The organism is Pseudomonas sp. PDM28 (assembly GCF_019219115.1).
In the GTDB taxonomy this organism is placed as follows: domain Bacteria; phylum Pseudomonadota; class Gammaproteobacteria; order Pseudomonadales; family Pseudomonadaceae; genus Aquipseudomonas; species Aquipseudomonas laurylsulfatiphila.
The window spans coordinates 544,990-570,141 of the sequence record NZ_JAHUWG010000001.1 but is presented as its reverse complement, the minus strand read 5'-3'; the positions used below and the strand labels follow the sequence as shown (position 1 = coordinate 570,141).

Sequence of the window (25,152 nt, the reverse complement as noted above, 5' to 3'; positions counted from 1 at the left end):
ACTTGATCCTCCCCCCCTCGCAGGCCTAATCTAGCGCCACGCAATCGTTTCACCCCTTCCCCTCGCAGCACCGCGTCATCGCCACTCCATAACCAGGAGGTTCACGAATGTTCGACTTCTACCCCCAGCTCAAGCAGCGCTTCGCTGCCTTGCGCACGGGTGCTGAATTCTTTTCCCTGCGTTATGTGCGCGAGTCCGGGCAGTACCTGTCGGTGCGCAAGAACGTCGCAGAACCGCCGAGCCTGAGCCGTGACGAAGGGGCGATGCTGACCGTGCGGGTCAATGGCGTCGAGGTCTATGCGGCGACCAACGATCTGTCGCAACAAGGCCTGCAGGCCGCCCTCGAGCGCGCCGAACACCAGGCCCGTCGACTCAAGCCCCACGCCTTGCTGGACCTGCGTGAACAGGCTGTTTCCAGCGACCGTGCCGATTATTTTTCGCCGAACCTCGAACAGACCTTCCCGTCCCTGAGCGACTGCTACCAACTGCTCGGCACCGAGTCGGCCGCCGTGCCCAGGGACGAGCGCCTGGTGAACTGGCAGGTCAGCCTCGGCATCACTCACGTCGAGCAGATTTACCTCAACAGCGCCGGTGCCGAACTGCGCCAGGCGCAACGCTTTGTGTACCCTGGCCTGGACGTCACGGCCTACGACGGCAACGACAGCCAGACCCGCAGCCTGGGTCGCGAGAACTTCGGCCAGCAAGGCGCGGCGGACGTCATCAGCCGCTGCGGCCTGATCGGTGCCGGTGCCCAGGTGGCTGATCAAGCGCTGCAACTGCTGCTGGCGCCAAACACACCGCAAGGCAAGCGCGACCTGCTGCTGATGCCCGACCAGATGATGCTGCAAATCCACGAATCCATCGGCCACCCGCTGGAGCTGGACCGCATTCTGGGTGACGAGCGCAATTACGCCGGCACCAGTTTCGTCAAAACCGAAGATTTCGGCCGACTGCAATACGGCTCCGGCCTGCTCAACGTGACCTTCGACCCGGACATCCCCGAAGAACTCGCCAGCTATGGCCATGACGACGACGGCACGCCCGCCAGCAAGCAGTTCCTGATCCGCGAAGGCCTGTTGCTGCGCCCGCTGGGCGGTGCGCTGTCGCAATTCCGGGCCGGCATGGACGGCGTCGCCAACAGCCGCGCCTGCGGCTGGAATCGCCCGCCGATCGATCGCATGGCCAACCTCAACATCGAGCCGGGCGATCAGTCCATCGAGCAGTTGATCGGCGGTATCGAACACGGCGTGCTGATGTCGACCAACCGTTCCTGGTCGATCGACGATGCCCGCAATAAATTCCAGTTCGGCTGCGAATGGGGCCAATTGATCGAAAACGGCGAACTCAAGGGAGTGGTAAAGAATCCCAATTACAGGGGCATCTCCGCGCAGTTCTGGAAAAGCCTCAGCGCCGTCGGCGATGCCAGTACTGTCAAGGTCCTCGGCACACCGAATTGCGGCAAGGGCGAGCCGAACCAGGTGATCCGCGTCGGCCACGCATCACCGGCCTGCGTGTTCAGCAACGTTGATGTATTCGGAGGTGACGCCTGATGCATCCGTCAATCAGCCAGTCCGCATCGTTCAAGGCGCTGGTCAACAGCCTGCGTGCAGCGCTTCACGAGCCCGAACAGTTCACCCTCAGCTACGCCGCCGAATCTTCGGCCTTCATACGTTTCAACCACGCCAAGGTGCGTCAGGCCGGTCAGGTGCAGCAGGCGAGCATCGCCCTGAAACTGATCAACGAAGGCCGCCATGCCGACCTGCAAATCACGTTGGCCGGCGATCCCCAGGTTGATCTGCAACGTTTGAACGAAGGCCTGCAACAGCTGCGCGACACCTTGCCGCTGCTACCTCCGGACCCGTATCTGCTGCTCAACCACAATGGCTGGCAGAGCAACCACGTGCAGGCCCAACCGCTGCCGGACACCGAACAGGTGGTCGCGCAAATCACCCAGGCCGCCGAAGGCCTGGATCTTGTCGGTTTCTACGCTGCCGGACCGATCAGTCGTGGTTTTGCCAGTTCTTCGGGCGCCTTCGGCTGGCATCAGGCCAACAGTTTCAATTTCGACTTCAGCCTGTTCCACGAGAACGGCCAGGCGGTAAAGGCCAGCTATGCCGGGCAGGACTGGAACAGCGAAGGCTTTGCCAAACGCTTCGAGCAAGCCCGCGAGCAGCTTGAGTTTCTGGGACGCCCGCTACGCACTTTGGCGCCCGGCCAATACCGCGCTTACCTGGCACCGGCGGCGCTGGAAGAAATCATGGGCATGCTGTGCTGGGGTGGTTTCTCGGCACAGTCGATTGCCAGCAAAAGCAGCCCGCTGCAAAGGCTCTACGGTGGCGACAGCGCGTTCAGCTCGCTGGTCTCGCTGGACGAAAAAGTCAGCGGCTCACTCAGCCCGGCGTTTTCCGATGAAGGTTATCCGCGCAGTGACCTGGGGCTGATCGTCAACGGCAAGGCCGGGGCACAACTGGTCAGCTCGCGCAGCGCCGCGGAGTACGGTTTGACTGCCAACGGCGCCAGCGGCGGTGAATCCCCGAGCGCGCTGAACATGAAAGCCGGGGCATTGCCTGACGCGGACATCCTCAAGCAGTTGGGTACGGGGCTATACATCAGCAACCTGTGGTACCTGAACTTTTCGGATCAACCGGCCGCACGCCTGACCGGCATGACCCGCTTCGCCACTTTCTGGGTCGAGAACGGCGAGATTCAAGCACCGGTCAACACCATGCGCTTTGATGACAGCGCCTTCAGCCTGCTCGGTTCGCGGCTGGAAGCGTTGACCGCGGAGCGGGAGTTGTTGTTGTCGGCGAGCACCTACAGCCAGCGGGCGACGGCTTCGGCGCTATTGCCTGGGGCGTTGGTCAGCCGATTGACTCTGACCCTGTAAACGCAATACCTGTGGGAGCGGGCTTGCCCGCGAAAGCGGCGGATCAGTCGACATTGATGTTGAATGTTACGGCCTCTTCGCGGGCAAGCCCGCTCCCACAGGGTCCGGTTACCTGACCACCACAAGAGGTCCCATGCCCAACCGCCCGCCTCTCGACGCTGTCACCGCTCGGTGGATACCCTGGGTCGTCGCCATTGCCTTCTTCATGCAGTCCCTCGACGGGACGATCCTCAACACCGCCCTGCCGGCCATGGCCCGCGACCTGGCCGAGGACCCATTGCGCATGCAAGGGGTGATCATCGCCTACATGCTCACGGTCGCCTTGCTGATCCCGGCTTCGGGCTGGATCGCCGACCGTTTTGGCACCAGGAAGATCTTCTTCAGCGCAATCCTGCTGTTCAGTCTCGGCTCATTGCTCTGCGCATTGTCGAGCAGCCTGAGCCTGCTGATCGGCGCCCGGGTGATCCAGGGCCTGGGCGGGGCGTTGATGCTGCCGGTCGGGCGGCTGGTGGTACTGCGTGCCTACCCGCGTTCGGAACTGGTGCGGATCATGGGTTTCATCACCATTCCCGGGCTGCTCGGCCCGCTGATCGGCCCGACCATGGGCGGCTGGATGGTGCAATACCTGACCTGGCACTGGATCTTCCTGATCAACCTGCCGGTGGGTCTGGTGGGCTGCTACGCCGTGTGGAAATTCATCCCGGACCTGCGCGGCTCCGAGCGCACACGCTTCGACAGCCTGGGCTTCGTGCTGTTCGGCGCGGCGATGATTCTGATCACCATCGCCATGGAAGGCCTGGGCGAACTGCACCTGCCGCACCTGCGGGTGATGCTGCTGCTGTTCGGTGGCATGGCGTGCCTGGCGGCGTACTGGTTGCGCGCCGGGCATATCGAGAACCCGTTGTTCGCGCCGTCGCTGTTCAAGACCCGGACCTTTGCCGTGGGCATTCTCGGCAACCTGTTCGCCCGTCTCGGAAGCGGCGCCCTGCCCTTTCTGGTGCCGTTGCTGCTGCAAGTGGCGCTGGGCTACTCGCCATCCCAGGCCGGGATGAGCATGTTGCCGCTGGCCGCTGCGGCGATGATCGCCAAGTGGGTGGCCCGGCCGCTGATCGAGCGTCTGGGTTACCGCATCGTGCTGACCGGCAACACCCTGGCACTGGGCATCATGCTGGCGAGCATGGGCCTGGTCAGCGAGCAGACGCCTTATTGGCTACTGCTGTGCCTGTTGGCGATTCTTGGCGCGATCAACTCCCTGCAGTTCACCGCGATGAACACCGTGACCCTGATCGACCTCGACGACGCCAGCGCCAGCAGCGGCAACAGCCTGCTGTCGGTGGTCGCGCAATTGTCCCTGAGCCTGGGCGTTGCCTGCGCCGGTGCGTTGCTCGGCGGCTTTACGGCGGAGATTGGTAACGATGGCGTGGACACGGTCCTGGGGGCATTCCAATTGACCTTCGTGACCGTGGGAATCATGGCGATGCTGGCCGCTACGATCTTCTCGCAACTGTCAAAAAATGACGGACGGCGAGTTAAACGTCCGGAAGAACACATAGAGCCTTAGGGCGAATGGCCACCGGACTGGTACACTGCGCGACATTTTGTTTTGCAGGCCAGTCCCGTGACCACCATCGCCACCGAATTTAATACTTTGCCGCTGTCTGCCGCCATGCTGGCTAACCTCGAATCCCTCGGTTATGCCCAGATGACGCCGATCCAGGCGCAAAGCTTGCCGGTGATCCTCAAAGGGATGGACCTGATCGCCCAGGCCAAGACCGGCAGCGGCAAGACCGCGGCCTTCGGCATCGGCCTGCTGAACCCGATCAATCCGCGTTACTTCGGTTGCCAGGCGCTGATCCTGTGCCCGACCCGCGAGCTGGCCGACCAGGTCGCCAAGGAAATCCGTCGCCTGGCCCGTGCCGAAGACAACATCAAGGTCCTGACCCTGTGCGGCGGCGTGTCCCTCGGCCCGCAGATCGCTTCGCTGGAGCACGGCGCGCACATCATCGTCGGCACGCCGGGGCGCATCCAGCAGCACCTGCGCAAGGGCTCGCTGGTCCTTCACGGCCTCAACACCCTGATCCTCGACGAAGCCGACCGCATGCTCGACATGGGTTTCTACGACTCGATCGAAGAAATCATCATGCAGGCCCCGGAGCGTCGCCAGACCCTGCTGTTCTCCGCGACCTACCCGGTGGGCATCAAGCAGCTTGCATCAAAATTCATGCGCAACCCGCAGCAAGTGAAGGCCGAAGCGTTCCACGACGACACGCAGATCGAGCAGCGCTTCTACGAGATCTCCCCGGATGACCGCATGAGTGCGGTGACCAAGGTACTTGGCCACTTCCGCCCGGCGTCCTGCGTAGCCTTCTGCTTCACCAAGCAGCAGGTTCAGGAAACCGTCGATCACCTGACCGCCAAAGGCATCTCCGCCGTTGGCCTGCACGGTGACCTGGAACAGCGCGACCGCGACCAGGTGCTGGCGATGTTCGCCAACCGCAGTACTTCGGTACTGGTCGCCACCGACGTCGCTGCCCGTGGCCTGGACATCGATTCCCTGGACATGGTGATCAACGTCGAGCTGGCCCGTGATTCGGAAATCCACATCCACCGCGTCGGCCGTACCGGCCGCGCCGGTGAGAAAGGCCTGGCGATCAGCCTGGTGGCGCCGTCCGAAGCACAGCGTGCACAAGCCATCGAGCAATTGCAGAAAACACCGCTGACCTGGGATCAGGTGGACAACCTCACCTCCAAGGGCGGTGGTCCGCTGTTGCCGCAGATGAGCACCCTGTGCATCGCTGGCGGCCGCAAGGACAAAGTCCGTCCGGGCGATATTCTTGGCGCACTGACCGGCGACGCTGGCATCCCCGGCGCCCAGGTCGGCAAGATCGCGATTTTCGACTTCCAGGCCTATGTGGCCGTGGAGCGCGGCGTCGCCAAACAGGCCTTGCAGCGTTTGAACGACGGCAAGATCAAGGGCCGCTCGTTGCGCGTGCGTATCCTGTAAAAACGCATCGCCCCCTGTAGGAGCGAGCCTGCTCGCGATGGACGACAGAACACCGCTGGGTATCAGACACCCCGCGTTATCGTTGACGTCCATCGCGAGCAGGCTCGCTCCTACAGGTTTGTTTTGTGGTGAGTCATCAAGAGGACACCGTTTTGCGCTCTACCGAAGTCGTGATCATTGGCGCTGGCGCCGCAGGGTTGATGTGTGCGCTGACCGCCGCCGGGCGCGGGCGCAAGGTGCTGCTGCTCGACCATGCCAACAAGGCCGGCAAGAAAATCCTGATGTCGGGCGGCGGTCGCTGCAATTTCACCAACATGTACACGGAACCAGGCAATTTTCTTTCGCAGAACGCGCATTTCTGCAAATCCGCCCTGGCCCGTTATACCCAGTGGGATTTCATCGGCATGGTGGCCAAGCACGGCGTGCCGTACCACGAGAAAAAACTCGGCCAGTTGTTCTGCGATAACAAATCCAGCGACATCCTCGAAATGCTGCTGAACGAGTGCGATCAGGTCGGCGTCAACCTGCACCTGGATACCTCTATCCAGACCATCGAGAAGCTTGAGAAGGGCTATTTGCTGGACACGACGCTCGACCAGATCACCTGCGAATCCCTGGTGATCGCCACCGGCGGCCTGTCGATCCCGACGCTGGGCGCCACCGGCTTCGGTTACCAGGTGGCCAGGCAGTTCGGCCACGAGCTGCTGCCGACCCGCGCCGGCCTGGTGCCATTCACCATCACCGATCAACTCAAGGTGTTGTGCACCGAGTTGTCCGGTACCTCGGTGGATTGCCTGGTGAGCTGCAACGACCAGAGCTTCCGCGAGAACATCCTGTTTACCCACCGCGGCCTCAGCGGCCCGGCGATTTTGCAGATTTCGTCGTTCTGGGAGTCCGGCGATACCGTCGAGATCAACCTGATGCCGGATCACGACGTGCCGAGCTGGCTGCAACAGCAACAGGCCGAACGCCCCAACAGCGAGCTGAAAACCCTGCTCGGTGAAATCTTCACCAAGAAGATGGCCAACCTGCTGGCGGACAACTGGTTCGTCTCCAAACCGATGAAGCAGTACACCCACGCGGAACTGGCTGACATCGCCGAGAAACTGGCGAGCTGGAAAGTCGTGCCGGCGGGCACCGAAGGTTATCGCACCGCCGAGGTGACCCTGGGCGGCGTCAACACCAATGAAGTGTCGTCCAAGACCATGGAGTCGCTGAAAAGCCCGGGCCTGTACTTCATCGGCGAAGTGCTGGATGTCACCGGGCATTTGGGCGGATTCAACTTCCAATGGGCGTGGGCCTCCGGTTACGCCGCGGCGCAGTACGTCTGATTCAGAAACCTACACAATCCCCCTGTGGGAGCGAGCTTGCTCGCGATGGCGGCCTATCAGTCAACATCTCTGTTGAATGTTATGGCCTCATCGCGAGCAAGCTCGCTCCCACAGGTTTCTAGGCCAGCCACAAAACTTGTGATCAACCCAGATCACCAATGCTCAAAGGAACAGATTTTGCTGTCTGATGTGATCGGCGCCATTGCGTCGGCGTCATTAGTGGCTCAATTTAGCGTCATTGCCTCGGAAGGCCTTCGCACTTCATGTCATCGACTTCGTTCCGCCAGTCTCTGCGGCGCCTTTGGGCGCTGGATAAATTCAGCTACAGCGTGCGGGTATTCATTGCCCTGACCGGCACCATGGCGCTGTGTTGGTATCAAGACGAAATGGGCCTGCTGATCCCGTTGTTCCTGGGGATTATCGCCAGTGCCCTGGCCGAGACCGACGACAGCTGGCAGGGCCGTCTCAACGCGCTGGCGGTGACGCTGGTGTGTTTCGCTGTCGCCGCCCTGTCCGTCGAACTGCTCTTCCCCTACCCCTCGCTGTTTATCATCGCTTTCGCCCTGGCCGCGTTCTGCCTGACCATGCTCGGTGCTCTCGGCGAGCGCTATGGCGCGATTGCTTCGGCAACCTTGATCCTGTCGGTCTACACCATGATCGGCGTGGACCAGCGTGGCGGCGCGGTGACCGACGTCTGGCACGAGCCGGTGCTGCTGGTGGCCGGTGCCGCCTGGTATGGCCTGCTGTCGGTGCTGTGGCAGGCGCTGTTTTCCAATCAGCCGGTGCAGCAGAGCCTGGCGCGGTTGTTCCGCGAGCTGGGCTATTACCTGAAGCTGAAATCCTCGCTGTTCGAGCCGGTCCGGCAGATGGACGTGGAGGCGCGGCGCCTGGAACTGGCCCAGCAGAACGGCCGGGTGGTGGCGGCACTGAATGCCGCCAAGGAAATCATCCTGCACCGGGTCGGCAACGGGCGCCCGGGGTCGAAGGTCAGCCGCTACCTGAAACTGTACTTCCTCGCCCAGGACATCCACGAACGCGCCAGCTCTTCGCACTATCCGTACAACGCACTCGCAGAAGCGTTTTTCCACAGTGACGTCATGTTCCGCTGCCAACGCCTGTTGCGTCAGCAAGGCAAAGCCTGCCGTGCCCTGGCCGAATCGATCCAGATGCGTCAACCGTTCACCTATGACGCCAGTTTCACCGAGGCCCTCAGCGATCTGGATGCCTCTCTCGAACACCTGCGCATCCAGAGCAACCCGGCCTGGCGCGGCCTGCTGCGTTCGCTGCGGGCACTGGCGGCCAACCTCGGCACCCTCGACCGTTTGCTCAGCGATGCCAGCAACCCCGACGCCCTGGCCGACGCCACCGACAGCAGCTTGCTCGACCGTTCGCCACGCAACCTCAAGGACGTGTGGGTTCGCCTGCGCACGCAGCTGACGCCGACCTCGTTGCTGTTCCGTCATGCCCTGCGATTGCCCCTGGCGTTAAGCATCGGCTACGCCATGGTGCATTTGATTCACCCGTCCCAGGGCTACTGGATCATCCTCACGACGCTGTTCGTCTGCCAACCGAACTACGGCGCCACCCGCCGCAAACTCGGTCAACGGATCATTGGCACCGCCATCGGCCTGACGTTGGCCTGGGCGCTGTTCGACCTGTTCCCGAACCCGCTGATCCAGTCGTGCTTCGCCATTGCTGCCGGGGTGGTGTTCTTTACCAACCGCACCACCCGCTACACCCTGGCGACGGCGGCAATCACCCTGATGGTGCTGTTCTGCTTCAACCAGGTGGGCGATGGTTACGGGCTGTTCCTGCCACGGCTGTTCGATACCCTGCTCGGCAGCCTGATCGCCGGGCTGGCGGTGTTCCTGTTCCTGCCGGACTGGCAGGGCCGGCGCCTGAACAAAGTGCTGGCCAACACCCTGGCCTGCAACAGCATTTACCTGCGCCAGATCATGCAGCAGTACGCGGCGGGCAAAAGCGACGACCTGGCCTACCGCCTGGCCCGCCGCAACGCGCACAACGCCGACGCGGCGCTGTCGACCACGCTGGCCAATATGCTGATGGAGCCGGGGCATTTCCGAAAGGAAGCGGACGTGGGCTTCCGCTTCCTGGTGCTGTCGCACACGCTGCTCAGTTACCTGTCAGGCCTGGGTGCACACCGGGAAACCCAACTGCCGGCAGACGTGCGTGAACAGTTGATCGAGGGGGCCGGGGTGAAACTGGCTGCCAGCATCGACGAAATCGCCCAGGGACTGGCGAGCAAGGCTTCGATTGCGATTCAGAGCGATGAAGAAGAAGCACTGGCCAATGAGCTGGAACAGATGCCGGATGAAATCGATGAAGGCCAGCGGCTGGTGCAGACGCAACTGGCGCTGATCTGTCGACAGCTCGGGCCGTTGCGGACACTGGCGGCGCATCTCATCAAGGACACCAGTGAGGATTGAGATTCCGGCTGGCTGTACCGGCCCCTTCGCGGGCAAGCCCGCTCCCACAGGGTTATCTGATGGTCACAAGATTTGTGTTCACCCTCGCCCACTGTGGGAGCGGGCTTGCCCGCGAAGAGGCCATCAGCAACAGTACAGAATCCGGATCAATGCACTCACATCCCATGCTGCTTCATCAACTTTTCATAACTCCCGTCCGCCTTCATCGCCGCGATCTCCCGGTCGAAGCCGGCAACGATCTGCTCATGCTGCGGGTTCTTCAGGCTGACCAGAATATGCAGGCTGTTCTCGCTCAAGGCCTTGGGCAGGAATTCCACGGCGTTTCGTACCTTGGGTGACTCGCGGGCCAGGTAATAGCGGGCGACGTACTCATCTTCCAGCGTCAGTTTGACCCGGTCGGCAGCAACCATGCGCACGGCCATGGCGAAGCTGTGCACGGGGATTTTCTGCAACGAGTCATCCTTGTCGAACCCGGGCGAATAGGCGTAACCGCGCACGATGGCAATCGGATAAGTGTGCAATTGCTGCAGGTTATTGAATTCGATGGGCGCGTCCTTACGCTTGAGAAAACGTACGCGATTGAGCAGGTATTCGCCGGAAAACTGGCCGAGACTTGTACGCTCCTCGGTGTACCAGGCATTGACCAGCACGTCGTATCGGCCCTCACCCAACCCCATCAAGGCCCGCGCCCAAGGCGCTTGTTCAAACTCACTGGCATAGCCGGCCCTGGCGAGCGCGGTACTGACAATGTCCGTGGCCAGACCACCATTGATGAGCGTGGCATCGGTAAAGGGTGGCCAGGCATCGGCGACCAACCGCAGTTTTTCTGCCGCCGCCCCCTGAACCAGCAACAGCAATCCAATCAAAGCAAAAGCTCGATGCAATCGCGGCATGCTAGAAAATCCTTAGCGGGCGATTGCCCGACGTGTTTTCAGCCAAAACCCCAAGGCCCCTGATCCGGCGATACCGGGGTACTCAACATTAGCTCATCGAAGCCACAGCACAGCGCTTCGATCCAGATTACACAAAGAAGACATCCACGCGAGAAATGAATGATGGCATTTTGGCCTTTGTCACAGATTCTCCCGCCATAAAGACTTCTGGCGTGACTGCGCTTAGTATCGGAACGACGTTTTCAGGGAATCAAAACATGACAGTCGATTGGATTTGCAAACATCACAGCGACCTGGGCAAGGAGCAGCTGTACGCCATTTTGCAGCTGCGCGCGCAAGTGTTCGTCGTCGAGCAGAAATGCGTTTACCAGGACATTGATGGCCAGGACCTGGATGGCGACACCTGCCACGTGATGGCCTGGGACGGTAACCAGCTGGTGGCCTACCTGCGGTTGCTTGACCCGCAATCGCAGGGCGGCGACGTGGTGATCGGGCGGGTGATCATTGCCCCGCAGGCACGCGGCGCGGGCCTGGGGCATGAACTGATGGACCAGGCGTTGAAACAGATCGAGAAGTACTGGCCCGGCCTGCCGGTCTACCTTTCGGCCCAGGCGCATTTGCAGGGGTATTACGGGCGCTATGGGTTTGTCGTGGCGGGTGAGGAGTATGTGGAAGATGGCATTCCACACATTGGCATGCGTCGTCCGTAAGGGCCTCTTCGTCGGAACGCCGCCCGGAGCAAGCCCGCTCCCACAGGGGACCGCATTCCAGTGTGGGAGCGGGCTTGCTCGCGAAGGCGTCAGTCAAACCACTGAAAGATTTCAGGGATACTCCAGCACCGCCTTGATCTGCCGCAGATTACGCTCGATCCATCCCCGATCAATCGCCCCCCACTCGCGAATCCGATAGCGCCCCGCATGGTTGCGCGCGCCTTCTTCCTGCTCGAATTCACAGACGATATCCAGGTCCGCCAACGCCGCGATGGTGTCCTGCGCCGTGCGCCTGGGCATGCCGGTCACTTCGGTGAGCGCCGGGACGCTGCTGGCCAGTCCGCTGTCGATCAGGTACGCCACGTACAACCGGCGATAGAAGCTGCTCTTGGTCTTGCTCACGTCCATCCATTGCTCTCCTTAAAAGATCGCAGCCTGCGGCAGCTCCCGCCACGTCAGGTACACCCGCACATCAAACTCCACCTGGTGATACCCCGGCAGCATGTGCTCGCACAGCTTGTAGAACGCCTTGTTGTGATCCGACTCCCTGAAGTGCGCCAGCTCATGCACCACGATCATTTTCAGGAACTCGCAAGGCGCTTCCTTGAACAGCGAAGCGATGCGGATTTCCTTCTTGGCCTTGAGCTTGCCGCCTTGCACCCGGGAGATCGTGGTGTGCAGGCCAAGGGCACGGTGAGTGAGGTCCAGGCGGTTGTCGAACAGCACCTTGTCGATGGCCGGAGCATTGCGCAGGTACTCCTGCTTGAGGTCCAAGGCATAGGTGTACAGCGCCTTGTCGCTCTGCACACCGTGCTTTTGCGGGTAACGCTGGCTCAGGTAATCGCCCAGCCGACCGTCGGCGATCAGCTGGCGCACCTGATCCTGCAAGGTGGCGGGATAGGCCTGGAGATATTTCAACGCGGTCATCGGGGCGGCAATACAGGTCACTGAAAGGTCGCCAGTGTAGCGAATTCAGCGGGGCAGCGCGCTCCAGTCAAACGGCTGGACAAAGACCTCGGCGTCCTCGGCCATCATCGGTCGAGCCACCAGGAAGCCTTGCACATATTCGCAACCGTTGGCCCGCAGCCACTCATACTGCGCGACGGTCTCCACCCCTTCGGCAATCACCAGCACCCCGAACTGTTTGCACAGGTCGATCACACTGCGCGCCAGCGCCGCATCCCGTACCGAGTCCGGCAACCGGGCTATCAAATGCCGGTCGAGCTTGAGGGTGTCCAGTTCCAAGTCGCGCAGGTGCGACAGGGAGCACGGGCCGGCCCCGAAGTCATCCAACGCCACTCGTACGCCCAGATTGTGCAACAGGCGTAACTGCTTGCGGGTTTCCTCGGGGTGATGCATCAAGGCCTCTTCCGTGATCTCGACCTCCAGATGACGCGGCTGCAAGCCATGGCGCTCCAGCACCTGGCGCAGTTCGGTGACCAGATTGGGCATGCCGAACTGCGTGCTGCTCAAGCTGACGCCGAGCACCAGGTCCTCAGTGAACAGGGTTTCCCAGGCTTTGCGCTGCCCAGCGCTGCGGTGGTAGATCCAGCTACCCAGCCGACTGATCAGCCGCGCCTCTTCCAGCAATGGCAAAAACAGCCCCGGCGGCACGTCGCCTACGCTCGGATGCTGCCAGCGCAGCAAGGCCTCGAAGCCACGAATCCGTCCGTCCGCAATCGCAACCTGAGGCTGATACACCAGGTTGAAATCCCGGTTCTCGATGGCCGTGCGCACACTTTCCTCGAGCATCAGCCGCGAGCGCGCCCGACCATTCATTTCGTGATCGTAGAAGCGGTATTGCTGACGACCGGCACGCTTGGCTTCGTACATGGCGATGTCGGCCGCCCGCAGCATCCCGTCGAGATTGGCACCACAATCGGGGAACGTAGCAATGCCGATGCTGGCACCCAGGGCGATATCGAGGCCGTCGACCTGCTGACAGATCGACACGCGCTCGATGAGCTTCTCGGCAATCTTCGCCGCTTGCTCGGGGACCTCCAGATCCAGCAGCGCGGTGAATTCATCGCCGCCCATCCGCGCCAGTATGTCGAAAGGCCGCAAGCACGCCTTCAACTGTTCGGAGACCCAGCGCAGCACCCGATCGCCGGCATCGTGCCCGAGCGAATCATTGACGCGCTTGAAGCCGTCGAGGTCCAGATACATCAAGACCCACGAACTGTCGGTACGCTCACCGCGCAACAGCAGGTTCTCTACGGTCTGGTAGAAACCGCGGCGGTTGAGCAATCCGGTCAGCGGATCGGTGACCGCCTGAAACTCCAGCTGCTGATGCAGATGGCGCACCACCGACATGTCCAGCACGGTCACCACCATTGCATGTTGCTCGGCAGGCAATGGCGCACAGGACAAGGCCACCGGCACCTGCTGGCCGCGCGTCGTACGCAGCAAAGCATCGTGCAGGCGCAAGGTTTCGCCACGTTTGTAGCCCGTGAAAAACTCGGAATCGGCCCAGACCGGGACATGGGGCTTTTGCAGATAGTCCAGAAACTCCTTGCCTTGCAGTTCCTGCACCGGGGCATTGAGCAGCCGCGACATCGCTGGATTGGCAAAACGAATCAGGCCGTCCTCCCCCAATACCAGAATGCCTTCGGCCGCGTTATCCAGCACCGACGCATTGAAGGCCCGGGCGGATTCCAGATCATGACTCAAGCGCTGCAAGGCCCGGCGGTTGCGCTGGTGTTCGAGCAACGCCTGGACCTTGGGCGTGAAGATCTGCGGGTCGAACGGCTTGAACAGGTAATCCACCGCACCGCTGGCATAGCCCTTGATGACCGCGTCCTGGGACTGTTCATTGGCGGTCAGGAAAATGATCGGCGTGAGGCGGGTCCGCTGGCTACCGCGCATCAGGCGCGCCACTTCAAAACCGTCCATGCCCGGCATCTGCACGTCCAGCAGCACCAGGTCGATCTCGTGTTCAAGCAACAAGCCGAGGGCCTCGAATCCCGAGGTGGCAGTAATGACTCGCCAGCCCTGGCGCTGTAACAACGCGCGCATGCTGATCAGGTTTTCAGGGTAATCGTCTACGACTAAAAGGGTTGAGCCGCCTTCTACTGGCGTGGGTTGCGCGCATTCCATGCTGCTTCTCTAATTGCGGGGCGTCAGGCCGGTTTCTCGTGAAAACCGGACAAATACTGTGCCTTCACTCTAGACCCGGTTCTGCAAAAGCAGAAGGTATCAGTGAGCCAGCATTCACCATTGTGACTTTTTGCCGACTAACGGTCGATGGTTCAGACCCATAAAACCGGGAAAGATGGCATTTCGACAGGATGTTGACGTCAACCACCCGTCAGACGAGCATTAACAAAAAACCTCGCTACGCTTATAAAGGCCGCCCCAAAGGCGCGGTCTAGAGCTAGTGGCACGTCCGTGCAGCATGAATCAAGCGGAAGAACCGACATGATCGACCTCGCAACCTGGAACCTCAGCGTCCCCGTCGGCAGCCCGCCGTACACTGTCGAAACCTCCAAGCTGGTGGATGGTTTCAAGGATCAATACTTCCACTCCGACACCGGCACATTGTTTTTCTGGTCGCCCGTGACCGGCTCCCGTACCGAAAACGCGATTTATCCGCGCACCGAATTACGTGAAACCTACAGCAACGGCACATTGAAAAACTGGTATTACCCGGATGCCGACAATTTGTTGTATGCCACGCTGGCAGTGAACCAGGTGCCGAGTTCCGGGAAAGTCGTCATCGGCCAGATCCATGCCTATCAAAGCCAGAAACCGCTGGTGAAGGTCGAATACCAATACAAAACCAGTACAGGCACGGGCAATATCGTCGCCAAGGTCCGGATGCATCCCGATGACGATACAGGCCGGGTGATCATCGTTGCGACTGGGGTGAAACTCGACCAGGAGTTCAACTACCTCATTCACCTCAGCCCCGGTGGTGCCTTGGGCATCAGCGCGGCAGGCTATCAGTGGGATACGCAAATCAGCACAACCTGGCGCGACAAGCCGCTGTACTTCAAGGCCGGGGTCTATGTGCAGGACAACACCGGGTACACCACCGAAGGCGGGAAAGTGACCTTCAGCAAGCTGGATATCGATCACAACCAGTAGTTCCTGAACCGTCGCCGCTCCATTTGACTTCCAAAAAGGAAAACCGTCCTACGACGGTTTTCCAAGTCAACCTGGCCCTCTAGCAACGCGCAAATCTATTGGATACACATCAACATAAAACTCTTCGAAGAATCGTAATCCTTCTCCAGACTCCCAACCAAATGAGTAACAACTTGAACGCTGCTAGAAGTTGGCGTACCGGCCAATTTTGCATGAGCATAAAAAATGTCATCAAACGTATCAACATCTGTTACAGATACAGCACAAAAGGCCGGAGCTTTTTTAAAGACCCCAGTTTCGAAAGCAATTTTATAAGTGGAGTAATATCCTGAACGAGGATTTACCTTTACTGCAGAAATCCATTCTGATGATTTTGCCAGCACCTTACCCCGGGAGTCGATCGAAGCAGTAAAAACTCCATCTTCCGATGCCGCTGAGCCCAGGTTCGGTGAAATCATCAAAACAACACAACAGAAGCACCTTGATATTTTTCTGAATGGCATCAGCATTTCCTTTCATCCATGAAATTTTATGCACGATTTGCGTACGAATTAATTTAAATAGCAAACTTCGATAGCAGTCAATAAAGACACCAAGATAAAGAATAATACTTCACACGCGCTCTATTTCCCCTACATAAACTGGAGCCATAAAGAACACCCAGACACCTTATTTCTCACAACAATAAATATTACAGGCAATAAAAAACCCGCATCGCTGCGGGCTTTTTAATTCAACATGAACGCACTGAAGTCTTAGTTGACCTTGGCGTTCAACTCACCTTTCAGGTAACGCTGATACATGCCTTCCAGGGAGATCGGCTTGATCTTCGAAGCGTTGCCGGCAGTACCGAAGGCTTCGTAGCGAGCGATACACACGTCGCGCATGGCGGTGACAGTGGCGCCGAAGAATTTACGCGGGTCGAATTCGCTCGGGTTGGTGGCCATCAGGCGACGCATGGCGCCAGTGGATGCCAGGCGCAGGTCGGTATCGATGTTGACCTTGCGCACGCCGTGCTTGATGCCTTCGACGATTTCTTCAACCGGTACGCCGTAGGTTTCCTTGATGTCGCCGCCGTACTGGTTGATGATCGCCAGCCACTCTTGCGGAACCGAAGACGAACCGTGCATCACCAGGTGAGTGTTCGGAATGCGCTTGTGGATTTCCTTGATGCGGTCGATCGCCAGCACGTCGCCGGTAGGTGGCTTGGTGAACTTGTAGGCGCCGTGGCTGGTGCCGATGGCAATGGCCAAGGCATCAACCTGAGTGCGTTTTACGAAGTCAGCGGCTTCTTCCGGGTCGGTCAGCATCTGGCTGTGATCCAGAACGCCTTCGGCGCCGATGCCGTCTTCTTCACCGGCCATGCCGGTTTCCAGCGAACCCAGGCAACCCAGCTCGCCTTCTACCGAAACGCCGCAGGCGTGAGCCATGGCCACGGTCTGTTGGGTAACGCGCACGTTGTAGTCGTAGTCGGTCGGGGTCTTGCCGTCTTCGCCCAGGGAACCGTCCATCATCACCGAGCTGAAGCCCAGTTGAATGGAACGCTGGCAGACGTCAGGGCTGGTGCCGTGGTCCTGGTGCATGCACACCGGGATGTGCGGGAACTCTTCGATTGCCGCCAGGATCAGGTGACGCAGGAACGGTGCACCGGCGTATTTGCGAGCACCGGCCGAAGCCTGGACGATCACCGGGGAGTCAGTCTTGTCAGCGGCTTCCATGATGGCGCGCATCTGCTCAAGGTTGTTGACGTTGAAGGCTGGAACGCCGTAGCCGAACTCGGCTGCGTGGTCCAGCATCTGGCGCATGCTGATAAGTGCCATTGTGTGTGTCTCTCCCGGTTGAGGGTCGTTAATCGTGCCAGCCTGCCGTAGCGGCGGCGGCTATTCAAGTTATTGCAGATCGGGGGTTGAGCCCGGGCTGCGAATTCGGTGTTGCGAAAATCTCAAGAACTTCCCCGGAACCCTGTGGGAGCGAGCCTGCTCGCGATGGTGGCCCAGACAGCGCGGGCATTCAGGTGCCCAGCGTTATCGTTAACGACCATCGCGAGCAGGCTCGCTCCTACAGGTACGGCGTAGTCCGTTTATTGCGCTTTACAACCGCGCCCAATCAAATCATTGGTGGCGACCCAGTAAACCAGGCCTTCCTCACCTTTTATGTGAAACGCCAGCATGTCATTGCTGTACAGCGAACCCGATGCACCCGGTTCCTGCTTCAAGCGGTAGACCTGATCGGCACCGCCAAGGCGCACGTCGACTTCCTTGCGGCTGTCGTCGGTGTAGCGCCACAGCACTTTGGCCTGGCTGTCGCAGGTCCAGGTGGTCCAGTTATCCACAGGCGCGGACGACTGGAACGGGTTCAACTGATTCATCTGAGCACAACCGGCCAACAGCGCCAGCGCCGTAACGGCGATAAAACCTTTCATCCGTGTCCCTCGACTGGCGGCGCACGCTGCCAGCCCTGAGTAATGAGTCAGACCCGTCAAGGGCAGCCATGTTCCTTGGCGGGCGTCCGGGTCTCGTATTTGTCCAGGCCTTCCGGCCCGGAACGCTTGTTGAGCACCGGGTTGGTTTCGGCCTGCCAGTCAGCCTGGTAGCAGCCTTTGTCCGACTCGGACGGCGCCGGTTCCGCAGTGGCCTTCGGGTTACTCCCGCACGCCACCAGCGAACCTGCGACGATCAACAGCGCAAACGTCTTGACCATGTCAACACTCCCTTGCCTGGTCAAACGGGCGACCCTCAGGCCTTGGCCCGGCTTTCCAGGACTTCAACGGCTGGCAGTACCTTGCCTTCGACGAACTCGAGGAACGCGCCGCCGCCGGTGGAAATGTAGGAGATCTTTTCCGCCACGCCATATTTATCGATGGCGGCCAGGGTGTCGCCACCGCCGGCAATGGAGAACGCTGCGCTTTCAGCGATGGCCTGGGCCAGCACTTTGGTGCCATTGCCGAACTGGTCGAATTCGAACACACCGACCGGACCATTCCACAGGATGGTCTTGGACGATTTCAGCAGTTCGGCGAAGTTCGCAGCGGTCTGCGGGCCGATGTCCAGGATCATGTCGTCGGCAGCGACGTCAGCGATCAGTTTGACGGTCGCAGCGGCGCTTTCAGCGAATTCCTTGGCAACCACCACGTCAACTGGCAGCGGCACGCTGACTTTGGCGGCGATGGCGCGAGCGGTGTCGAGCAGGTCCGGCTCGTACAGCGACTTGCCGACCGGGTGACCGGCAGCGGCCAGGAAGGTGTTGGCAATGCCGCCGCCGACGATCAACTGATCGCAGATCTGGCTCAGGCTGTTCAGTACGTCGAGTTTGGTCGACACCTTGGAGCCAGCGACGATGGCCGCCATCGGCTGGGCCGGGGCACCCAGGGCCTTGCCCAGTGCGTCGAGCTCAGCGGCCAGCAGCGGGCCGGCAGCGGCGACTTTGGCGAACTTGGCCACGCCGTGGGTCGAACCCTCGGCACGGTGAGCGGTGCCGAAGGCGTCCATTACGAACACGTCACACAGGGCGGCGTATTGTTGGGCCAGTTCGTCGGCGTTCTTTTTCTCGCCTTTGTTGAAGCGCACGTTTTCGAACAGCACGATGTCGCCGGCCTTGACGTCAACACCGCCCAGGTAATCAGCCACCAGCGGCACTTCACGACCCAGGGCACGGCTCAGGTAGTCGGCAACCGGCTTGAGGCTGTTCTCGGCCGAGAACTCACCTTCGGTCGGACGGCCAAGGTGCGAGCAAACCATCACGGCCGCACCTTTTTCCAGGGCCAGCTTGATGGTCGGCAGCGAGGCCAGGATACGCGCATCGCTGCTGACAACACCGTCCTTGACTGGGACGTTGAGGTCTTCGCGGATCAATACGCGCTTACCTTGCAGATCGAGGTCGGACATCTTCAACACGGTCATGGGTCGCACTTCCTACGGTTTTTTTGAAGTTGCTGTTTGCAGATAGTGTTCTGCAACGTCCAGCATTCGGTTGGCAAAACCCCATTCGTTGTCGAACCAGGCCAGGATGTTCACCAGCCGTGGGCCGGAAACGCGGGTCTGACTGGCATCGACGATCGCCGAATGTGGGTCATGGTTGAAATCACAGCTTGCGTGGGGTAACTCGGTGTAAGCCAGCAGGCCTTTGAGCGGGCCGCTGGTGGCGGCTTCGCGCAGGATCCGGTTGACCTCGGTGGCGTCGGTCGCAGTGGCGGTCTGCATCGTGATATCGAGGCAGGACACGTTGACCGTCGGCACCCGCACGGCTTTGGCCTGAATTCGTCCGGCAAGTTCCGGCAACAGGCGTTCGATACCACGCGCCAGACCGGTGGACACCGGAATCACCGACTGGAACGCCGAACGGGTGCGGCGCAGGTCTTCGTGGTGATAGGCATCGATGACCGGCTGATCGTTCATCGCCGAGTGAATGGTGGTGATCGATACGTAATCCAGGCCAATGGCCTGATTCAGCAGGCGCAACAGCGGCACACCGCAGTTGGTGGTGCAGGAAGCGTTGGACACCAGCAGTTCGTCGCCGGTCAGGCAATCCTGGTTCACGCCGTAGACGATGGTGGCGTCGACATCGGTCTCGCTGGCCATCGGCTGGGAAAACAGCACACGTGGAGCGCCGGCGTCGAGGAAACGCTGGCCGTCTTCGCGAGTGTGGTAAGCGCCGGAGCACTCCAGCACCAGATCGATGCCCAGGGATGCCCAATCGATGCCTTCGGGGGTGGCACTGCGCAGGACCTTCACGCAGTCGCCATTAATATGCAGACAATCGCCATCGACCTTCACTTCGCCGGGGAACCGGCCATGGGTGGAGTCGAAGCGTGTCAGGTATTCGATGCTGGCCATGTCCGCCAGATCGTTGATCGCGACAATCTCGAACCCGGCCTTGTCGCCTCGCTCGAACAACGCACGCAAGACGCAACGACCAATCCGGCCGTAGCCGTTGAGTGCAACTTTGTAGGGACGCGGTTGAGGCATGGGGTTCTCGATTACCGTGGTGAATCCGTTAGTGCAGCGTTGAATGTTCCATTGTCATCGCGAGCAAGCTCGCTCCCACAGGGTATACACCGTCCATGTGGGAGCGAGCTTGCTCGCGATAGCGTCAGTTCAGACAACCCGATTTCCGGATTTAGTCTTCCAGCAGTTCTTCAGCCTGACCCAGGATGTTTTCCAGGGTGAAGCCGAACTCTTCGAACAGAGCCGACGCAGGTGCCGACTCGCCGTAGGTGGTCATGCCGATCACGCGGCCTTCCAGGCCCACGTACTTGTACCAGTAGTCCGCGTGAGCAGCCTCGATGGCGATACGGGCGCTGACCTGCAACGGCAGGACCGATTGCTTGTAGCCGGCGTCCTGGGCATCGAACACGCTAGTGCACGGCATGGAAACCACACGAACCTTGCGGCCCTGCTCGGTCAGTTTGTCGAAGGCTTGAACAGCCAGGCCGACTTCCGAACCGGTAGCGATCAGGATCAGCTCAGGCTCGCCTGCACAGTCCTTCAGCACATAACCACCGCGGCTGATGTCGGCGATCTGGCCGGCATCACGGGTTTGGTGCTGCAGGTTCTGACGGGAGAAGATCAGGGCCGAAGGACCGTCCTTGCGCTCCAGCGCGTACTTCCAGCACACCGCCGATTCAACGGCGTCGGCTGGACGCCAGGTGTCGAGGTTCGGCGTGCAGCGCAGGCTGGCCAGTTGCTCGATTGGCTGGTGAGTCGGGCCGTCTTCGCCCAGACCGATGGAGTCGTGGGTGTAGACGTGGATCACGCGCTGCTTCATCAGGGCCGACATGCGCACCGCGTTGCGCGCGTACTCCATGAACATCAGGAAGGTCGCGCCGTAAGGCACCAGGCCGCCGTGCAGGGCAACGCCGTTCATGATCGCGGTCATGCCGAACTCGCGCACGCCGTAGTACATGTAGTTGCCGCTGGCGTCTTCGGCGGTAACGCCTTTGCAACCTTTCCACAGGGTCAGGTTGGAACCGGCCAGGTCGGCCGAACCGCCGAGGAACTCGGGCAGCAGCGGGCCAAATGCGTTCAGGGCATTCTGGCTGGCTTTACGGCTGGCGATGGTTTCGCCCTTGGCAGCCACTTCGGCGATGTAGGCCGCGGCTTTTTCGCTGAAGTCGGCTGGCAGGTCACCGCTCAGGCGACGCACCAGTTCGTTGGCTTCAGTCGGGAACGCAGCGGAGTAGGCAGCGAAACGCTGGTCCCACTCGGCTTCGACAGCCTTACCTGCTTCCTTGGCGTCCCACTCGGCGTAGATGTCGGCCGGGATTTCGAACGGGCCGTGGTTCCACTTCAGCGCCGCACGGGTCAGGGCGATTTCCGCGTCACCCAGCGGGGCGCCGTGGCAGTCTTCCTTGCCTTGCTTGTTCGGCGAACCGAAGCCGATGGTGGTCTTGCAGCAGATCAGGGTTGGCTGCGAGCTTTTGCGCGCAGTGTCGATCGCGGTCTTGATCTCTTCCGGATCGTGACCGTCAACGTTGCGGATCACTTGCCAGTTGTAGGATTCGAAACGCTTCGGCGTGTCGTCGGTGAACCAGCCTTCGACTTCGCCGTCGATGGAGATGCCGTTGTCATCGTAGAAGGCGATCAGCTTGCCCAGGCCCAGGGTACCGGCCAGGGAAGCGACTTCGTGGGAAATGCCTTCCATCATGCAGCCATCACCCAGGAACACATAGGTGTGGTGGTCGACGATGTTGTGGCCAGGACGGTTGAACTGTGCCGCCATAACTTTTTCAGCCAGGGCAAAACCCACGGCGTTGGCCAGGCCCTGGCCCAGTGGACCGGTGGTGGTTTCCACGCCCGGGGTGTAGCCGAGTTCCGGGTGGCCCGGGGTGCGGCTGTGCAGTTGACGGAACTGCTTGAGGTCATCGATCGACAGGTCGTAGCCGGTCAGGTGCAGCAGCGAGTAGATCAGCATCGAGCCGTGGCCGTTGGACAGCACGAAGCGGTCACGGTCGGCGAACGATGGATTGCTCGGGTTGTGCTTGAGGTAGTCGCGCCAAAGTACCTCGGCGATATCCGCCATACCCATTGGGGCACCGGGATGGCCGCTGTTGGCTTTTTGCACGGCATCCATGCTGAGGGCACGAATGGCGTTGGCACGCTCACGACGGCTAGGCATCGCTGTTCTCCTGGGGACTTGAATAAAACGAAACGGAAAAAAGGCGAGCATTTTCCCTCACCGGGCCGCCTCGGGGCAATGACAGATAGTCATCTGAAGGCGTTTTTCCAATGGATAACGACGTATTCGCCTGATGAAACCTTTCCGCTGTTCGTTTGTTGACTGAAGCTAACGTCAAGAAGTGCCATCTATCGAGCAATATCAAAACTTTTTGATATTGCTCTTGCGATGCCTTCGACCCGTGACTAGACTGCCGGCCTTATGAATTTACGCGTGCCCTCCATTCAGCATGACGATTGCGATGAGCTGGCAGCCTTGTGCAAGGCTGGCGGCGATCCCCTGCGGTTGAATGTTTTGCGCGCACTGGCCAACGATTCGTTTGGCGTGCTGGAACTGGCGCAGATCTTCGGCATCGGCCAGTCAGGCATGAGCCACCACCTCAAGGTACTGGCCCAGGCCGGCCTGGTGGCAACACGCCGCGAAGGCAATGCGATTTTTTACCGTCGCGCCCTGCCCCACACCGAACTGCTGGGCGGCAAATTGCACGCAGCCCTGCTCGAAGAAGTCGACAACCTGACACTGCCGGCCGATGTGCAGGCGCGCATCGCCCAGGTCCACGGGCAACGAGCAGCCGCCAGCCAGGACTTTTTCTCACGGGTAGCGGAGAAGTTTCGCGCCCAGCAAGACTTGATCGCCGGCCTGCCGCAATACCGCGAAAGCGTGGTGGCCCTGCTCGACAAGTTGAGCCTGGGCAAAGACGCCACGGCCATTGAAGTCGGCCCCGGCGATGGTGCATTCCTGCCGGAACTGGCGCGCCGCTTCTCGCAAGTCACGGCGCTGGACAACAGCACCGCGATGCTCGAACTGGCGCGCCAGGTCTGCGAACGCGACAAGCTGACTAACGTTAGCCTGCAATTGGCCGATGCATTGAACGGCGTCAGCCTCAAGGCCGATTGCGTGGTACTGAACATGGTGCTGCATCATTTTGCCGCGCCGGCCGATGCGCTCAAGCACATGGCCCACTTGCTGCAACCAGGCGGTAGCCTGTTGGTGACAGAGTTATGTAGCCACAACCAGAGTTGGGCCAAGGAGGCCTGCGGTGATCTCTGGCTGGGGTTTGAACAGGACGATCTGGCCCGTTGGGCCACCGCTGCGGGACTCGTTCCCGGGGAAAGCCTCTATGTAGGCTTACGTAATGGTTTCCAGATCCAGGTTCGCCACTTTCAGCGACCGGCTGGCGACACTCACCATCGGTAATTTCAGGAAAACATCGAGATGAGCGAATACTCCCTTTTCACCTCCGAGTCCGTGTCTGAAGGGCATCCGGACAAAATCGCCGACCAGATTTCTGATGCGGTGCTGGACGCCATCATTGCTGAAGACAAGTTCGCCCGTGTGGCGTGCGAGACTCTGGTGAAAACGGGCGTGGCCATCATCGCCGGCGAAGTCACCACTTCGGCCTGGGTTGACCTGGAGCAGATCGTTCGTGACGTGATCACCGACATCGGCTACACCAGCTCCGACGTTGGCTTCGACGGCGCCACCTGCGGCGTGATGAACATCATCGGCAAGCAGTCCCCTGACATCAACCAGGGCGTCGACCGTGCCAAGCCTGAAGATCAGGGTGCCGGCGACCAGGGCCTGATGTTCGGCTACGCCAGCAACGAAACCGACGTGCTGATGCCAGCGCCGATCACCTTCTCGCACCAGCTGGTGCAGCGCCAGGCTGAAGCCCGCAAATCCGGCCTGCTGCCTTGGCTGCGTCCGGATGCCAAGTCGCAAGTGACCTGCCGCTACGAAAACGGCAAAGTCGTCGGTATCGACGCAGTCGTCCTGTCGACCCAGCACAACCCGGAAGTGTCGTACAACGACCTGCGCGAAGGCGTGATGGAGTTGATCGTCAAGCACGTGCTGCCTGCCGAACTGCTGAGCAAGGACACCCAGTTCCACATCAACCCGACCGGCCAGTTCATCATTGGCGGCCCGGTGGGTGACTGCGGCCTGACCGGTCGCAAGATCATCGTCGACAGCTACGGCGGCATGGCCCGTCACGGCGGTGGCGCGTTCTCCGGTAAAGATCCATCGAAGGTTGACCGTTCGGCGGCCTACGCCGGTCGTTACGTGGCCAAGAACATCGTTGCCGCCGGCCTGGCCGAGCGTTGCGAGATCCAGGTTTCCTACGCGATCGGTGTTGCTCAACCGACTTCGATCTCGTTGAACACCTTCGGCACCGGCAAGATCAGCGACGACAAGATCGTCAAACTGGTTCGCGAAGTGTTCGACCTGCGTCCATACGCGATCACCACCATGCTCGACCTGCTGCACCCGATGTACCAGGAAACCGCGGCGTACGGCCACTTCGGTCGCACCCCGGCGACCAAGACCGTGGGTGACGACACCTTCACCACGTTCACCTGGGAAAAAACCGACCGCGCCGACGCCCTGCGTTCTGCTGCCGGCCTGTAAGACTTCCCCGCAACACCCGAAGCCCCGCACGGCTCGCGCCTTGCGGGGCTTTTTATTGGCTGCGCTTGAGACCGCATTGCCCCCATCGCGAGCAGGCTCGCTCCCACAGTAGACGGTGGTGTTCTGACTAACTCACAACCCTGTGGGAGCGAGCCTGCTCGCGAAGAGGCCAGCAAGGCCACCGGAAATACCCGGCAAAACACCCACCCGCTGCA

At 60.5% G+C, this 25,152-nt stretch carries 21 protein-coding genes; 10 read left to right on the top strand and 11 right to left on the bottom strand.

Annotation, left to right across the window (positions count from 1 at the left end):
- The first annotated feature begins 107 nt into the window (after positions 1 to 107).
- From KW841_RS02655 to yccS, 6 genes are all read left to right on the top strand, one after another.
- Positions 108 to 1,550 (top strand): TldD/PmbA family protein, encoded by a 1,443-nt coding sequence (locus tag KW841_RS02655; protein WP_218473358.1) that lies wholly within the window; start codon positions 108 to 110, stop codon positions 1,548 to 1,550.
- Positions 1,550 to 2,887 (top strand): TldD/PmbA family protein, encoded by a 1,338-nt coding sequence (locus KW841_RS02650; protein WP_218473356.1) that lies wholly within the window; start codon positions 1,550 to 1,552, stop codon positions 2,885 to 2,887. Before KW841_RS02655 ends, KW841_RS02650 begins: the two co-directional genes overlap by 1 nt.
- 133 nt (positions 2,888 to 3,020) lie before the next feature.
- Positions 3,021 to 4,448 (top strand): multidrug transporter subunit MdtD, encoded by a 1,428-nt coding sequence (gene mdtD, locus KW841_RS02645; RefSeq protein WP_015097157.1) that lies wholly within the window; start codon positions 3,021 to 3,023, stop codon positions 4,446 to 4,448.
- A gap of 105 nt (positions 4,449 to 4,553) precedes the next feature.
- On the top strand, positions 4,554 to 5,891 hold the full coding sequence (gene dbpA, locus KW841_RS02640) for an ATP-dependent RNA helicase DbpA (RefSeq protein ID WP_238540823.1): 1,338 nt from the start codon (positions 4,554 to 4,556) through the stop codon (positions 5,889 to 5,891).
- A gap of 152 nt (positions 5,892 to 6,043) precedes the next feature.
- Complete coding sequence (locus tag KW841_RS02635; protein WP_116579589.1) at positions 6,044 to 7,222, top strand: NAD(P)/FAD-dependent oxidoreductase; 1,179 nt, start codon at positions 6,044 to 6,046, stop codon at positions 7,220 to 7,222.
- Between the two features lie 263 nt (positions 7,223 to 7,485).
- Positions 7,486 to 9,669 (top strand): YccS family putative transporter, encoded by a 2,184-nt coding sequence (gene yccS / locus KW841_RS02630; RefSeq protein ID WP_218473354.1) that lies wholly within the window; start codon positions 7,486 to 7,488, stop codon positions 9,667 to 9,669.
- Positions 9,670 to 9,824: 155 nt separating this feature from the next.
- Here yccS and KW841_RS02625 read toward each other — a convergent pair whose 3' ends face one another.
- Positions 9,825 to 10,562, bottom strand: coding sequence for an ABC transporter substrate-binding protein (locus KW841_RS02625; protein WP_218473352.1), 738 nt, complete (start codon positions 10,560 to 10,562; stop codon positions 9,825 to 9,827).
- Positions 10,563 to 10,819: 257 nt separating this feature from the next.
- Between KW841_RS02625 and KW841_RS02620 the strand changes: the two genes are divergently transcribed.
- Positions 10,820 to 11,272 carry a GNAT family N-acetyltransferase gene (locus KW841_RS02620; protein WP_218473350.1) on the top strand — a complete coding sequence of 151 codons (453 nt, stop codon included), beginning with the start codon at positions 10,820 to 10,822 and terminating at the stop codon, positions 11,270 to 11,272.
- Positions 11,273 to 11,383: 111 nt separating this feature from the next.
- On the opposite strand, the gene KW841_RS02615 is transcribed toward KW841_RS02620, so the two are convergent.
- From KW841_RS02615 to KW841_RS02605, 3 genes are read right to left on the bottom strand one after another with little or no spacing between them, the layout of a single operon-like run.
- On the bottom strand, positions 11,384 to 11,680 hold the full coding sequence (locus tag KW841_RS02615) for a helix-turn-helix domain-containing protein (RefSeq protein WP_007894945.1): 297 nt from the start codon (positions 11,678 to 11,680) through the stop codon (positions 11,384 to 11,386).
- A 12-nt stretch (positions 11,681 to 11,692) separates the two neighbouring features.
- Complete coding sequence (locus tag KW841_RS02610) at positions 11,693 to 12,199, bottom strand: YgjP-like metallopeptidase domain-containing protein (RefSeq protein WP_218473347.1); 507 nt, start codon at positions 12,197 to 12,199, stop codon at positions 11,693 to 11,695.
- A 45-nt stretch (positions 12,200 to 12,244) separates the two neighbouring features.
- On the bottom strand, positions 12,245 to 14,368 hold the full coding sequence (locus tag KW841_RS02605) for a bifunctional diguanylate cyclase/phosphodiesterase (RefSeq protein ID WP_218473345.1): 2,124 nt from the start codon (positions 14,366 to 14,368) through the stop codon (positions 12,245 to 12,247).
- A 321-nt stretch (positions 14,369 to 14,689) separates the two neighbouring features.
- Between KW841_RS02605 and KW841_RS02600 the strand changes: the two genes are divergently transcribed.
- Complete coding sequence (locus tag KW841_RS02600; RefSeq protein ID WP_007975468.1) at positions 14,690 to 15,358, top strand: polysaccharide lyase family 7 protein; 669 nt, start codon at positions 14,690 to 14,692, stop codon at positions 15,356 to 15,358.
- Positions 15,359 to 15,453: 95 nt separating this feature from the next.
- Here the strand turns inward: KW841_RS02600 and KW841_RS02595 are convergent, their stop codons facing one another.
- The 7 genes from KW841_RS02595 to tkt all read right to left on the bottom strand — a co-directional run bounded on the left by KW841_RS02595 (position 15,454) and on the right by tkt (position 22,471).
- Positions 15,454 to 15,867: a hypothetical protein gene (locus KW841_RS02595; RefSeq protein ID WP_218473343.1), complete on the bottom strand. Its 414-nt coding sequence runs from the start codon at positions 15,865 to 15,867 to the stop codon at positions 15,454 to 15,456.
- Positions 15,868 to 16,113: 246 nt separating this feature from the next.
- The gene (gene fba / locus KW841_RS02590) at positions 16,114 to 17,178 is read right to left on the bottom strand and encodes a class II fructose-bisphosphate aldolase (protein WP_007975467.1); all 1,065 of its coding nucleotides are present in this window, start codon (positions 17,176 to 17,178) and stop codon (positions 16,114 to 16,116) included.
- 260 nt (positions 17,179 to 17,438) lie between these two features.
- A complete protein-coding gene (locus KW841_RS02585; protein WP_218473341.1) occupies positions 17,439 to 17,780 on the bottom strand; it encodes an MliC family protein in 342 nt (113 codons plus the stop codon).
- A gap of 56 nt (positions 17,781 to 17,836) precedes the next feature.
- Positions 17,837 to 18,058: a hypothetical protein gene (locus tag KW841_RS02580; RefSeq protein ID WP_218473340.1), complete on the bottom strand. Its 222-nt coding sequence runs from the start codon at positions 18,056 to 18,058 to the stop codon at positions 17,837 to 17,839.
- A gap of 35 nt (positions 18,059 to 18,093) precedes the next feature.
- Positions 18,094 to 19,257 carry a phosphoglycerate kinase gene (locus tag KW841_RS02575; RefSeq protein WP_218473339.1) on the bottom strand — a complete coding sequence of 388 codons (1,164 nt, stop codon included), beginning with the start codon at positions 19,255 to 19,257 and terminating at the stop codon, positions 18,094 to 18,096.
- A 12-nt stretch (positions 19,258 to 19,269) separates the two neighbouring features.
- The gene (epd, locus tag KW841_RS02570; protein ID WP_007975463.1) at positions 19,270 to 20,322 is read right to left on the bottom strand and encodes an erythrose-4-phosphate dehydrogenase; all 1,053 of its coding nucleotides are present in this window, start codon (positions 20,320 to 20,322) and stop codon (positions 19,270 to 19,272) included.
- Positions 20,323 to 20,473: 151 nt separating this feature from the next.
- Positions 20,474 to 22,471 carry a transketolase gene (gene tkt, locus KW841_RS02565; RefSeq protein WP_218473338.1) on the bottom strand — a complete coding sequence of 666 codons (1,998 nt, stop codon included), beginning with the start codon at positions 22,469 to 22,471 and terminating at the stop codon, positions 20,474 to 20,476.
- A gap of 261 nt (positions 22,472 to 22,732) precedes the next feature.
- Here tkt and KW841_RS02560 point away from each other — a divergent pair, with 261 nt between their 5' ends.
- Both KW841_RS02560 and metK read left to right on the top strand, forming a co-directional pair.
- Positions 22,733 to 23,728: a metalloregulator ArsR/SmtB family transcription factor gene (locus KW841_RS02560; protein WP_102699239.1), complete on the top strand. Its 996-nt coding sequence runs from the start codon at positions 22,733 to 22,735 to the stop codon at positions 23,726 to 23,728.
- An 18-nt stretch (positions 23,729 to 23,746) separates the two neighbouring features.
- The gene (gene metK, locus KW841_RS02555; RefSeq protein WP_007975460.1) at positions 23,747 to 24,937 is read left to right on the top strand and encodes a methionine adenosyltransferase; all 1,191 of its coding nucleotides are present in this window, start codon (positions 23,747 to 23,749) and stop codon (positions 24,935 to 24,937) included.
- Positions 24,938 to 25,152: the final 215 nt, after the last annotated feature.

Bases quoted from the DNA above. Each gene is read 5' to 3' on its own strand.
- KW841_RS02655 (WP_218473358.1), top strand. From the start codon at position 108: ATGTTCGACTTCTACCCCCAGCTCAAGCAGCGCTTCGCTGCCTTGCGC.
- KW841_RS02650 (WP_218473356.1), top strand. From the start codon at position 1,550: ATGCATCCGTCAATCAGCCAGTCCGCATCGTTCAAGGCGCTGGTCAAC.
- mdtD (WP_015097157.1), top strand. From the start codon at position 3,021: ATGCCCAACCGCCCGCCTCTCGACGCTGTCACCGCTCGGTGGATACCC.
- dbpA (WP_238540823.1), top strand. From the start codon at position 4,554: ATGCTGGCTAACCTCGAATCCCTCGGTTATGCCCAGATGACGCCGATC.
- yccS (WP_218473354.1), top strand. From the start codon at position 7,486: ATGTCATCGACTTCGTTCCGCCAGTCTCTGCGGCGCCTTTGGGCGCTG.
- KW841_RS02625 (WP_218473352.1), bottom strand. From the start codon at position 10,562: ATGCCGCGATTGCATCGAGCTTTTGCTTTGATTGGATTGCTGTTGCTG.
- KW841_RS02620 (WP_218473350.1), top strand. From the start codon at position 10,820: ATGACAGTCGATTGGATTTGCAAACATCACAGCGACCTGGGCAAGGAG.
- KW841_RS02615 (WP_007894945.1), bottom strand. From the start codon at position 11,680: ATGGACGTGAGCAAGACCAAGAGCAGCTTCTATCGCCGGTTGTACGTG.
- KW841_RS02610 (WP_218473347.1), bottom strand. From the start codon at position 12,199: ATGACCGCGTTGAAATATCTCCAGGCCTATCCCGCCACCTTGCAGGAT.
- KW841_RS02605 (WP_218473345.1), bottom strand. From the start codon at position 14,368: ATGGAATGCGCGCAACCCACGCCAGTAGAAGGCGGCTCAACCCTTTTA.
- KW841_RS02600 (WP_007975468.1), top strand. From the start codon at position 14,690: ATGATCGACCTCGCAACCTGGAACCTCAGCGTCCCCGTCGGCAGCCCG.
- KW841_RS02595 (WP_218473343.1), bottom strand. From the start codon at position 15,867: ATGCTGATGCCATTCAGAAAAATATCAAGGTGCTTCTGTTGTGTTGTT.
- fba (WP_007975467.1), bottom strand. From the start codon at position 17,178: ATGGCACTTATCAGCATGCGCCAGATGCTGGACCACGCAGCCGAGTTC.
- KW841_RS02585 (WP_218473341.1), bottom strand. From the start codon at position 17,780: ATGAAAGGTTTTATCGCCGTTACGGCGCTGGCGCTGTTGGCCGGTTGT.
- KW841_RS02580 (WP_218473340.1), bottom strand. From the start codon at position 18,058: ATGGTCAAGACGTTTGCGCTGTTGATCGTCGCAGGTTCGCTGGTGGCG.
- KW841_RS02575 (WP_218473339.1), bottom strand. From the start codon at position 19,257: ATGACCGTGTTGAAGATGTCCGACCTCGATCTGCAAGGTAAGCGCGTA.
- epd (WP_007975463.1), bottom strand. From the start codon at position 20,322: ATGCCTCAACCGCGTCCCTACAAAGTTGCACTCAACGGCTACGGCCGG.
- tkt (WP_218473338.1), bottom strand. From the start codon at position 22,471: ATGCCTAGCCGTCGTGAGCGTGCCAACGCCATTCGTGCCCTCAGCATG.
- KW841_RS02560 (WP_102699239.1), top strand. From the start codon at position 22,733: ATGAATTTACGCGTGCCCTCCATTCAGCATGACGATTGCGATGAGCTG.
- metK (WP_007975460.1), top strand. From the start codon at position 23,747: ATGAGCGAATACTCCCTTTTCACCTCCGAGTCCGTGTCTGAAGGGCAT.